The sequence below is a fragment of the Streptomyces sp. NPDC059909 genome (assembly GCF_042730885.1).
Lineage (GTDB): Bacteria > Actinomycetota > Actinomycetes > Streptomycetales > Streptomycetaceae > Streptomyces.
On sequence record NZ_JBHWKX010000019.1, the window covers coordinates 59,593 to 71,481 of the forward strand.

Genomic DNA, 11,889 nt, shown 5'->3' on the forward strand with positions numbered 1-11,889 from the left:
ACCTGATGGGGTGAAGCGAGGGAAGAGAAGAGTCCTGGATCTCCCCGTTCTGTCCATCCTTGGGCAAGCGGCCGAAACGGTTCGCTGACAAGGAGAGTTGAGCGTGGAGATGCAGGAAGGCCGGGACGCCGGGGCGGTGCGGCTCGACGACCCGTGGTACGACGCGCTGGCCTCCGGCTGGGGCGAACTGGACGGAACGGGCGTGCCCGCGACGCCGGCCCCGGAGACCGCGGGCGGCGAGCCCCGGCACAGCGCGACGGACATCTATCAGGAAGTCCAGCGCAGTGCGGCCTTCCAGGAAGTCCGCAGCCGCTACCGGCGATTCGTCGTCCCGGCCACCGCCGCCTTCTTCGTCTGGTACGTGGCGTACGTCGTCGCCGCCATCGCCGCTCCGGGGGTGATGGCCAGGCCCGTGGCGGGCGCGGTGAACGTGGCCATGGTGGCGGGGCTCGGGCAGTTCCTCAGCACCTTCCTGCTCACCTGGGCGTACGCCCGGCACGCCCGGCTCCGCAGGGACCGTGACGCACTCGATCTGCGGTGGACGGTCTTCGACCGGACCCGCTCCAAGGAACCGGTCGAAGCCGGGGAGACGGCGCGGGGGAACGAGCGTTGACCGGCGACCACCAGACCCTCGCCCTGCTGCTCTTCAGCGGCTTCATCGCGGTGACCCTGGCCATCACCACCTGGGTCAGCCGCAACCGGCACGGCTCGGCGGAGGAGTTCTACGCCGGCGGTCGGCTGTTCTCGCCCATGGAGAACGGATTCGCCATCGCCGGCGACTACATGTCGGCGGCCTCCTTCCTCGGTATTTCGGGGCTCATCGCGCTGTACGGCTACGACGGAATGCTCTACTCCGTCGGTTTCCTCGTCGCGTGGCTGGTCGTTCTGCTCCTGGTAGCCGAACTCGTGCGCAACTGCGGCCGGTTCACGCTCGCCGATGTCGTCGCCGCCCGGATGAGCGAACGGCCGGTCCGTATCGCGGCGGGAACTTCCTCGGTCACCGTGTCCGTTCTCTATCTGGTCGCACAGATGGTGGGGGCGGGCAGCCTGGTGGCGCTGCTCCTGGGCGGGACGAGCGAGGCCGCGCGCTCGTGGACCGTCATCGGTGTCGGCGCCCTGATGGTGATCTATGTGTCGTTGGGAGGGATGCGAGCCACTACGTGGATCCAGATCGTCAAGGCCGTGCTGCTGCTGGCGGGCACGATCGCGCTCACCGTGCTCGTCCTCATGCGCTTCCAGGGCAATATCAACGAGCTGCTCAACTCCGCTGCCGAACAGAGCGGCCACGGCAAGGACTTCCTCTCGCCCGGCTTGCGCTACGGCGGGGACTGGACCGCGCGTCTCGACTTCATCAGTCTCGGACTCGCGCTGGTGCTCGGCACCGCCGGTCTGCCGCACATCCTGTCCCGCTTCTACACCGTGCCGACCGCGCGGGCCGCCCGCCGCTCGGTCGTCTGGTCCATCGGTCTCATCGGGGGCTTCTACCTGATGACGATCGTGCTCGGCTTCGGCGCCGCGGCCATCCTCGGCTCGGACGAGGTGCGCGCGTCCAACGCCGCGGGAAACACGGCGGTTCCGCTGCTCGCGTTCGACCTCGGCGGGGGAGCGGGCTCCACCGGAGGCACGGTGCTGTTCGCCGTCGTAGCGGCGGTGGCCTTCGCGACGATCCTGGCCGTCGTCGCGGGGATCACGCTCGCCTCCTCGGCCTCGGTCGCCCACGATCTGTACGCGTCGCTGAAGCGCCGCCACGCGAAGCAGCGCAGCGAGGTCGCCGTGGCACGCGTCGCCGCGGTCGGTATCGGCGCGGCCGCGATCGCCCTCGGTCTGCTCGCACGCGATCTGAATGTGGCGTTCTTGGTGGGCCTGGCCTTCGCGGTCGCCGCCTCGGCCAATCTTCCGGTGCTGCTCTACTCGCTCTTCTGGCGCGGCTTCACGACGCGCGGCGCCGTGTGGTCGGTGTACGGCGGGCTGATCCCCGCGGTGCTGCTGGTGCTGCTCTCGCCGGTGGTGTCGGGCAGCCCCGAATCCCTCTTCCCCGGCGTGGACTTCCATGTCTTCCCACTGCAGAACCCGGGGCTCGTCTCCATTCCGCTCGGCTTCCTGGCGGGCTGGATCGGCACGGCCACCTCCTCCGAGGAGCCGGACGAGGCGAAGCACGCCGAGACGGAGGTACGGGCGCTGACGGGGGCGGGCGCGGTCTGAGAACGAGAAGCGTCGGGGGGACGGGGCGCAGTGACGCGGGACCGGGAGACGGGGGCCGGGGGAGGGTCTAGATGCTCGCCGCCCACGTGTACCGGTGCTCCGGGCGCCCCGTCTCGCCGTATCTCAACGACAGCCGCACCCGGCCGGAGCGTTCCAGGAGCTTCAGATAGCGCTGGGCGGTCTGGCGGCTCACGCCGGCCCGTTCCGCGATCTCCTGGGTGGACAGTGGGGCGTCGGCGGCCATGAGGACCTTGCGGACCAGTTCGGCAGTGGTCGGGGAGTGGCCCTTGGGGAGGGCGGGGGTGCCGGCGCTGGAGAGGGCGCCGAAGATCCGGTCCACCTCGGCCTGCTCGGCCTCGCCGCCGCCCGCCAGGGTCCTGCGGAGCCCGGCGTAGGCCTCCAGCTTGGCGCGCAGTCCCGCGAAGGTGAAGGGCTTCACCAAGTACTGGAGGGCGCCGTGCCGCATCGCCGCCTGGACGGTGGCGACGTCGCGGGCCGCCGTCACCATGATCACGTCGGTCTGATGACCCTGCCGGCGCAGCTCCCGGACCACCGAGAGCCCGTTGTCGTCCGGCAGATAGTGGTCCAGCAGGATCAGATCCACCGGCACTTCGGCAACCCGGGCGAGTGCCTCCGCGGCCGTGTGGGCCAGGGCCACGACCCGGAAGCCCGGCACCTTGGCCACGTACGCCGCGTTGATCTCCGCGACCCGGACGTCGTCGTCCACGACCAGGACGTTGATCAGCGCGTCGGCGTGCGCGTCGGCGTGGGCGTCGGGCAGGGCAGTCATCGTGTCTCTCCCACGGTCGCGAGTCCCGGCTCCAGCCCCGGCTCGGTCAGCGCCTCGGGGAGGACGACGGTGAACTCGGCGCCGCCGCCCACGGCCGCCCCCGCCTCGGTCACCCGGGCGCTGCCGCCCTGCCGTTCCGCGAATCGCCGCACCAGCGCCAGCCCGAGGCCCCGCTTGCCGTGCGCGGGGAGTTCCTTGGTGGACCAACCCTCGGTGAAGATCAGTTCGCGCTGGTCGGCCGGGACGCCGGGTCCGCTGTCGGAGACCCGCAGGACGACCGTGCGTCCCTCGCCGCGCAGCTCGACCTCGATGCGCGGATCGTCGGAGCCGGCGGCCGCGTCCAGTGCGTTGTCGACGAGATTGCCGACGACCGTGACGAGACCGCGCGGGTCGACCAGCCGGTCCGGCAGCAGCGTCCCGGGCGCGATCCGCAGCGACACGCCACGCTCCGCCGCGACCGCCGCCTTGCCGACCAGCAGCGAAGCCAGCAGCGGATCGTGGACCTTCTCGGTGACCTGCTCCGCGGTGGCCCGGTGCACACCGACGACCTCGGTCACGAACTCCACGGCCTCCTCGTGCATCTCCAGCTCCAGCAGCCCGAGCAGCGTGTGCATACGGTTCGCGTGCTCATGGTCCTGGGCGCGGAGCGCGTCGATCAGTCCGCGCGTGGAGTCCAGCTCACGGCCCAGCTGCTCCAGCTCAGTGCGGTCGCGGAGCGTGGCGACGGCGCCGCCGTCGTGGGTCGGCATCCGGTTGGCGATCAGTACGCGATGGCCGCGTACGGTCACCAGGTCCTCGCCGGTGACCCGGCCGGCCAGCACGTCCGTCGTGCGGCCCGCGCCGAGCACCTCGTCGAGCGGCTGCCCCGTGGCCTCGGGCCCCAGGCCGAGGAGTCGCTGTGCCTCGTCGTTCATCAGGCGGATCCGGCCGGCCCCGTCGAGGGCGACGACCCCCTCCCGGATGCCGTGCAGCATCGCCTCGCGCTCGGCGAGCAGAGCCGAGATGTCGGAGAACGCCAGGTCGTGGGTCTGCCGCTGGAGCCGCCTGGAGATCATGTACGCGGCGAGGGCACCGACGGCCAGGGCGCCGCCCGCGTAGGCGAGGAGCCCCGGGATCGCGGCGAGGAGCCGGTCGCGGACGCTGGCGTACTCGATTCCGACCGAGACGGCACCGATGATCCGGCCCTGGTCGTCGCGGAGCGGGACCTTGCCGCGGGCGGAGCGGCCGAGTGTGCCGCTGTCGATCTCCATGACATGCTCGCCGGCGAGCGGCTGGCTGGGGTCGGTGGAGACGACCCGTCCGATCTCTCCGGGGTCGGTGTGTGACCAGCGCACTCCACGGGTGTCCATGACCACGACGTACTCGGCGCCCGCGGCCTGTCGGATGCGCTCCGCCTCCCGCTGCACCGGGCCGCGGACGGACGGCTGCGAGGTGAGGAGGTCCTCGGCGACCCGTGGCGAGGCGGTCGTCTCGGCGATCGCCAGCGCACGCCGCATCGCCTGGTCGTCGAGCTGTTCGCTCAGCGGGGCCAGGAAGAGGCCGGTGGCCAGCACGGTGACGCCGGTGGCGATGGCCAGCTGCATCAGCAGGACCTGTGCGAAGACCCGCCGCGGCCAGCCGAACCGCCGCCGTCTCGCGGGTGCGCCTGCGGGGCCGGTCGGTGCGGGGCTCATACATATGCACGGTAGAGGGCCGGGCCACGCTTCCGGAAATCCCTCCGCACCGCCCTCCGCAATTCACGCAAGCCGCTTGCGTGAATTGCAAGCCCGTTGCCGCGTCCGGACGAGCCCGCCGAAAGCTGCTGGTACGTGGTGCAACAGCCCGGCAACGGAGACGCTCACGTTTCACATCGGCCACTGTTGGCCGACTTGGACGGTGGACGACGTGGCATATCTCTGCAACTCTCCAACCGCAGACCGCAAATAGCTCAGTTTCTCCATGCACAAACGCATGTCGACCCAGGGATCGGGGACCGATGAGAAACCCATGCTTGAGCCGGCGGGCTCTGACCGCCATGATCGCCGCCTGTCTGATGCTGCTCGGGCTGCCGTTGACGGGAGCGTCCGCGGCCGGCGGACCCAATGCCGCCGCCGGGCGCCCCGCAGCCGCCAGCAGCGCGCACAGCGAGTACGGAGCCGCCAACATCACCGACGGAAACCCGGCCACCTACTGGCAGAGCGCCGGGACCGCCTTCCCTCAGTGGGTCCAGGCCGACCTGGGCACCGCCACCCGCATCGACCAGATCGTGCTCCGTCTCCCCGCAGGGTGGGAGAGCCGCAGCCAGACCCTCTCCGTGCAGGGCAGCACCGACGGCACCGCCTTCGCGACCCTCAAGACCTCCGCGGCGCACAGGTTCGCACCGGGCGACGGAAACGCGGTGACCATCGCCATCCCGGCCACCGACGCGCGGTACGTACGCATCCACATCACGGCCAACACCGGCTGGCAGGCCGCCCAGCTGTCCGAGCTCGAGGTGTATGCGGCCGGCACGTCCTCCGGGAACCTCGCCCTCGGCAAGACCCTCACGGCCGCCGGCCATACCCAGACGTACGCCGCGGCCAACGCCAACGACGGCAACAAGGCGACCTACTGGGAGAGCGAGAACAACGCGCTGCCCCAGTGGATCCGGGCCGACCTGGGCGCCTCCGTCCGTATCGACCGCGCCGTGCTGCGGCTCCCCGACGGCTGGGGGACCAGGACCCAGACGCTGCAGCTCCAGATCAGCTCGAACGGCACGGACTTCACCGACCTCACCGCCTCCCAGGGGTACGAGTTCGGCGCCGCCAACGGCCAGTCCGTGACGATCTCCTTCGGCGCCGTCACCACCCGCCATCTGCGGGTCCTCTTCACCGCCAACACCGCGCAGCCCGCGGGGCAGCTGTCCGAGCTGGAGATCTACGGTCCGGCGGGCGGCGACACCGAGGCACCGGCCGCGCCCGCGAACCTCGCCTACACAGAGCCCGCCACCGGCCAGATCCGGCTCACCTGGGACGCCGCCACCGACAATGTCGGCGTCACCGGCTACGACATCTACGCCGACAACGAGCTGCGCACCAGCGTCGCCGGCAATGTGACCACGTACACGGACACCCAGCCCGCGAGCGCGACCGTCTCGTACTACGTGCGCGCGAAGGACGCGGCCGGGAACCAGTCCGCGAACAGCAACACCGTCACCCGCAACGGTGACAACGGCGACACCCAGGCGCCCACCATCCCCGCGAACCTGACCTTCACCGAGCCGGCCGCCGGCCAGATCCGGCTGACCTGGGGCACCTCCACGGACAACGTGGGCGTCACCGGCTACGAGATCTACGCCAACAACTCCCTGCGCGCGAGCGTGGCCGGGAACGTGACGACGTACACGGACACCCAGCCCGCGAGCGCGACCGTCTCGTACTACGTGCGCGCGAAGGACGCGGCCGGGAACCGGTCGGGGAACAGCAACACCGTGACCCGCAACGGCAGCGGCGGCACCGGCTCCAACCTCGCCGTCGGAAAGCCGATCACGGCCTCGGGCCACGTCCACACCTTCGTCGCCCAGAACGCCAACGACAACAGCGCCACCACCTACTGGGAGGGCGCACCGGGCAGCTACCCGAACACCCTCACCGTCAAGCTCGGCGCCAACGCCGACATCAGCAGTGTCAAGCTGCTGCTCAACCCCGACAGCGCCTGGGGCACCCGGATCCAGAACATCCAGGTCCTCGGCCGGGAGCAGGACGAGACCGGCTACAGCAGCCTCGTGCCCGCCGCCGACCACACCTTCGACCCGGCGGCCGGGAACGCCGTGACCATCCAGGTCTCCGCACGGGTCGCCGACGTCCAGCTGAAGATCACCTCCAACACCGGAGCGCCGGCGGGACAGGTCGCGGAGTTCCAGGTCGTCGGCGTCCCGGCGCCGAACCCCGACCTCCAGATCACCGCGCTGACCGCAGCCCCCGTCGCACCGGTCGAATCGGATCCGGTCACCCTGACCGCGACCGTACGCAACACCGGACCGGCGCCCTCCGGTGCCACGGCCGTGGCCTTCCGGCTCGGCGGATCCACCGTCGGCACGGCGTCGGTCGGCGCACTGGCCGCCGGCGCGTCCACCACGGTCAGCGCCGGAATCGGGGCACGGGACGCAGGTACGTACCCGCTCGGCGCGGTCGTCGACGAGGCGAACGCGGTCATCGAGCAGAACGAGACCAACAACTCCTTCACCGCCGCCGCTCCGCTGGTCGTGAAGCCGGTCGACAGCTCCGACCTGGTCGCCGGCGCGGTGAGCTGGTCCCCGAGCGCCCCGGCCGGCAGTGACACCGTCACCTTCTCCGTCGCGCTCAGGAACCAGGGCACGGTGGCGTCCGCGGGCGGCAGCCACGGCATCACCCTGACCGTGGCCAACGCGTCGGGGGCGACGGTGAGGACCCTGACGGGCGCCCACACCGGAACCATGGCCCCCGGTGCCACGGCCGCCCCGGTGAACCTCGGCACCTGGCCGGCCGCCGACGGCAAGTACACCGTCAAGGTCGTGATCGCGGACGACACCAACGAACTGCCGGTGAAGCGCGCGAACAACACCAGCACCAAACCGCTGTTCGTCGGGCGCGGCGCGAACATGCCGTACGACATGTACGAGGCGGAGGGCGGAGTCGCGGGCGGCGGCGCCAAGGTCATCGGCCCGAACCGGACCATCGGCGATCTCGCGGGCGAGGCGTCGGGACGCAAGGCCGTCACCCTCGACAACACCGGCAACTACGTCGAGTTCACGACCCGGGCCGCCACCAACACCCTGGTCACCCGCTTCTCCATCCCCGACGCACCCGGCGGCGGAGGCATCAGCTCCACGCTCAACATCTACGTCGACGGCACCTTCCGCAAGAGCATCGACCTCACCTCGAAGTACATGTGGCAGTACGGCGCCGAGGCGAGCCCTGGCAACTCGCCGGGCGCCGGGGCACCGCGTCACATCTACGACGAGGCGAACGTCATGCTGGGCGAGACGGTCCCGGCGGGCAGCACGATCCGGCTGCAGAAGGACGCGGCCAACGGGCACACCTACGCCATCGACTTCGTCAGCCTGGAGCAGGTCACGGCGCTGCCGAACCCGGACCCGGCGGCGTACACCGTCCCGGCCGGAACCAGCCACCAGGACGTTCAGAACGCCCTGGACAGGGTGCGGATGGACACGACGGGCACGCTCGTCGGCGTGTATCTGCCGCCTGGCACCTACCAGACGTCCAACAAGTTCCAGGTGTACGGAAAGCCGGTCAAGGTCGTGGGCGCGGGGCCGTGGTTCAGCCGCTTCGCCACCCCGGCCGACCAGGAGAACACGGATGCCGGCTTCGACGTCCAGGCGACCGCGAACGGCTCGACGTTCTCCGGCTTCGGCTTCTTCGGCAACTACACCGCACGCAACGACGGCCCGGGCAAGGTCTTCGACTGGGCCAACGTCTCGAACATGACCATCGACAACGTGTGGGTCGAGCACATGATGTGCCTCTTCTGGGGCACGGACACGGACCGGATCACCATCAAGAACTCGCGGATCCGTGACATGTACGCCGACGGTCTCAACTTCACCAACGGCAGCAGCGACAACCTGGTCGGCAACGTCGAGGCACGGACGACCGGGGACGACGCCTTCGCGCTCTTCCCGGCCGTGGACATCGTCAACGCGGACGAGACCGGCAACGTGTACGAGAACATCACCTCGCTGCTGACCTGGCGGGCGGCCGGCATCGCCGTCTACGGCGGCAGCGACAACACCGTGCGCAACGCCTATGTCGCGGACACGCTCACGTACTCCGGACTCACCATCGCCACGCTGAAGTTCGGTCCGATCCCGGCACTCGGCTTCGGCAGCACCCCGTCGACATTCGAGAACATCACGCTGGAACGGGCCGGAGGGCACTTCTGGGGCAACCAGACCTTCCCGGCGCTGTGGATGTACTCGGCGGAGTACGAGTTCCAGGGCATCCGGATCACCGGCCTGGACATCACCGATCCGACCTACTCCGGGATCATGTTCCAGACGAAGTACAACGGCAGCCAGTCGCTGTACCCGATCAAGGACAGCATCCTGACCGATGTGTCGATCAGCGGGGCGAGGAAGAGCGGTGACGCCTTCGACGCCAAGTCCGGCTTCGGGCTCTGGGCGAACGAGATGCCCGAGTCCGGCCAGGGCCCCGCGGTCGGTGACGTCACCTTCAACGGGCTGAGGTTCAGCAACAACGCCCAGGACATCAGGAACACCACGTCCACCTTCAGGATCACCGTCAACCCCTAGAAGCACCGCCTGAACGACTAGCGCAAGCCACTTGCATGGCTTGCGCTAGTCTTGCGTCCATGACACGACGACTTGCTCAGGTGGCGAAGAAGGTTGGAGTCAGCGAGGCCACGGTCAGCCGGGTGCTCAACGGCAAGCCCGGTGTCTCCGACGCGACCCGGCAGGCCGTGCTGACCGCTCTCGACGTGCTCGGCTACGAGCGGCCCACCCAGCTCCGCGGCGAGCGCGCCCGGCTCGTCGGGCTGGTCCTGCCGGAGCTGCAGAACCCGATCTTCCCCGCGTTCGCCGAGGTCATCGGCGGTGCGCTGGCCCAGCAGGGGCTGACCCCGGTGCTCTGCACCCAGACCAAGGGCGGGGTCTCCGAGGCGGACTACGTCGACCTGCTGCTCCAGCAGCAGGTGTCCGGGGTCGTCTTCGCCGGTGGTCTCTTCGCGCAGGCGGACGCCCCCCACGACCACTACCGCAGGCTCGCCGAGCGCAAGATCCCGGTCGTCCTCATCAACGCCTCGATCGCGAACCTGGACTTCCCGTGCATCGCCTGCGACGACGCCGTCGCCGTCGAGCAGGCCTGGCGCCATCTGGTCTCGCTCGGGCACGAGCGGATCGGCCTCGTCCTCGGCCCGCCCGACCATGTGCCCTCGCGGCGCAAGCGGGCTGCGGCCCAGGCCGCGGCCACTGCCGCCGGGCGGGAGCTGCCCGAGGAGTTCCTCGAGAGCTCGATGTTCTCCCTGGAGGGCGGGCAGGCGGCTGCCACGCGCCTGCTGGACCGCGGGGTCACCGGCATCATCTGCGCGAGCGACCCGCTCGCCCTGGGCGCCGTACGGGCCGCGCGCCGGCGCGGGCTCGCCGTCCCCGGACAGGTCTCGGTCGTCGGGTACGACGACTCCGCGTTCATGAACTGCACCGAACCGCCGCTGACCACCGTGCGCCAGCCGATCGAGGCGATGGGCCGGGCGGCCGTCGAGCTGCTCTGCGCACAGATCCAGGGTGGCGTCGTCCCGCCCGACGAGCTGCTGTTCGAGCCCGAGCTGGTCGTGCGCGGCTCCACGGCGCAACCGCCTCGTTGATCTGCGCCTCGCTGTCGAAGTTTTACAAAGTCTGCGCGACATATTGCGGCCGTCTGTTGGCGGTGGTTGAGTGAGCGGCGCCCCAGCAGTGCGCCTGCCGAGGGCCTTCCACGCTCATGCCCGAAGGGGACCACCGATGAGAAGTGCCCGGTTCCGTCGTACGCGTCGTGCTCGCCGCACCTCCGCGGCCGCCCTCCTCTCCGCCCTCGCCCTGACCGCGCTCGCCGCCTGCGGCACGAGCAGCAGCGACAACAACGGCGGGGACTCCGAGGGCGGCGGCTCCTCCGATCCGTCGGCGCCCCTGGACCCCAAGGCCAAGGTGACGCTGACCATCGACTGCATGCCGCCTGCCGCCAAGGCCGCCGAGCTCAAGGAGTGGAACGAGGACGTCAAGGCGTTCAACAAGACGTATCCGAACGTCAGGATCGAAGGAAAGTCGACCCCGGGGCAGTGCCTGGAGCCGCCGCGCTTCACCGCCATGCTCAAGGCCAAGTCCCAGCCCGACGTCTTCTACACCTACTTCACCGACCTGGAGCAGGTGCTCGACAACGACGGCGCAGCGGACATCACCGCCTACGTCACCGACAAGTCCGTCCCGGCCCGGGGGGACATCGACCCGGACGTGATGAACTCGCTGACCAAGGACGGCAAGCTCTACGGCCTGCCGACCAGCAACTACACCATGGGGCTGCTGATCAACCGGAAGCTGTTCCAGCAGGCCGGCCTCAATCCCGACGCCCCGCCCCGCACCTGGGCCGAGGTCCGCACGGCCGCCAAGGCCATCGCGGGACTCGGCAAGGGCATCGCGGGCTTCGGCGAGTACAGCGCGGGGAACACCGGCGGCTGGCACTTCACCGCCACCACCTACGGCCTCGGCGGCGACGTCGTCAACGCGAGCGGCAAGAAGGCCGCGTTCAACAACGAGCTGGGCAAGCAGATCGTCGAGAACCTCCACGCCATGCGCTGGGAGGACAACAGCATGGGCCAGACCCAGCTGCTCAAGTGGGGCGACCTGCAGAAGCAGATCGCGACCGACAAGCTCGGGATGTTCCTCGCCGCGCCCGACGACATCACGTACATGGTCCAGCAACTGGGCGCGAAGTACGAGAACTTCGGCATGGGTCCGATCCCCGGCGAGAAGACCACCCTCTTCGGCGGCAACAACTACATGATCAAGAAGGGGAGTTCGCCGGACAAGATCAAGGCCGCGATCGCCTGGCTGAACTTCAAGAACCTCACCGTGGACAAGGGCCAGTTCGACTGGGCCCGCACCAAGGCGGACGGTCTGCCCGTCGGACTCCCGCAGCCGAACTTCTGGCTGAACGAGAGCAAGACCCAGGACGACGCCCAGCGCGCCCAGCACGCCACCATGCCGGTCGCCAACTTCAAGACCTTCATGGACAACCCGGTCACGGGCAAGGCCGAGCCGCCCAAGGCCCAGGAGATCTACAAGGTCCTCGACAACGTGATGTCCGGGGTCCTCACCAACAAGGACGCCGACGTCGACAAACTCCTGTCGACGGCGGAGCAGCAGGTGAACCAGATCCTGGCGAACCAGTAGC

7 protein-coding genes are annotated in these 11,889 nt (G+C 69.7%); 5 read left to right on the plus strand and 2 right to left on the minus strand.

The genetic code is table 11. From position 1 onward, the window contains the following. Positions 1-109: 109 nt before the first annotated feature. On the plus strand, positions 110-613 hold the full coding sequence (locus ACFV9O_RS15715; protein ID WP_385417680.1) for a DUF485 domain-containing protein: 504 nt from the start codon (positions 110-112) through the stop codon (positions 611-613). Beyond that, positions 610-2,202, plus strand: coding sequence for a cation acetate symporter (locus ACFV9O_RS15720; protein WP_385417546.1), 1,593 nt, complete (start codon positions 610-612; stop codon positions 2,200-2,202). Before ACFV9O_RS15715 ends, ACFV9O_RS15720 begins: the two co-directional genes overlap by 4 nt. Before the next feature lie 67 nt (positions 2,203-2,269). Here the strand turns inward: ACFV9O_RS15720 and ACFV9O_RS15725 are convergent, their stop codons facing one another. Both ACFV9O_RS15725 and ACFV9O_RS15730 read right to left on the minus strand, forming a co-directional pair. Next, positions 2,270-2,947: a response regulator gene (locus ACFV9O_RS15725; protein ID WP_385417682.1), complete on the minus strand. Its 678-nt coding sequence runs from the start codon at positions 2,945-2,947 to the stop codon at positions 2,270-2,272. 41 nt (positions 2,948-2,988) lie between these two features. After that, complete coding sequence (locus ACFV9O_RS15730; RefSeq protein ID WP_385417547.1) at positions 2,989-4,665, minus strand: ATP-binding protein; 1,677 nt, start codon at positions 4,663-4,665, stop codon at positions 2,989-2,991. 302 nt (positions 4,666-4,967) lie between these two features. Between ACFV9O_RS15730 and ACFV9O_RS15735 the strand changes: the two genes are divergently transcribed. The 3 genes from ACFV9O_RS15735 (at position 4,968) to ACFV9O_RS15745 (ending at position 11,888) form a co-directional block, all read left to right on the plus strand. Next, the gene (locus ACFV9O_RS15735) at positions 4,968-9,260 is read left to right on the plus strand and encodes a discoidin domain-containing protein (RefSeq protein ID WP_385417548.1); all 4,293 of its coding nucleotides are present in this window, start codon (positions 4,968-4,970) and stop codon (positions 9,258-9,260) included. 59 nt (positions 9,261-9,319) lie between these two features. After that, positions 9,320-10,327: a LacI family DNA-binding transcriptional regulator gene (locus ACFV9O_RS15740; protein WP_385417551.1), complete on the plus strand. Its 1,008-nt coding sequence runs from the start codon at positions 9,320-9,322 to the stop codon at positions 10,325-10,327. Positions 10,328-10,463: 136 nt separating this feature from the next. Beyond that, positions 10,464-11,888, plus strand: coding sequence for an extracellular solute-binding protein (locus ACFV9O_RS15745; protein WP_385417554.1), 1,425 nt, complete (start codon positions 10,464-10,466; stop codon positions 11,886-11,888). Position 11,889 lies beyond the last annotated feature (1 nt).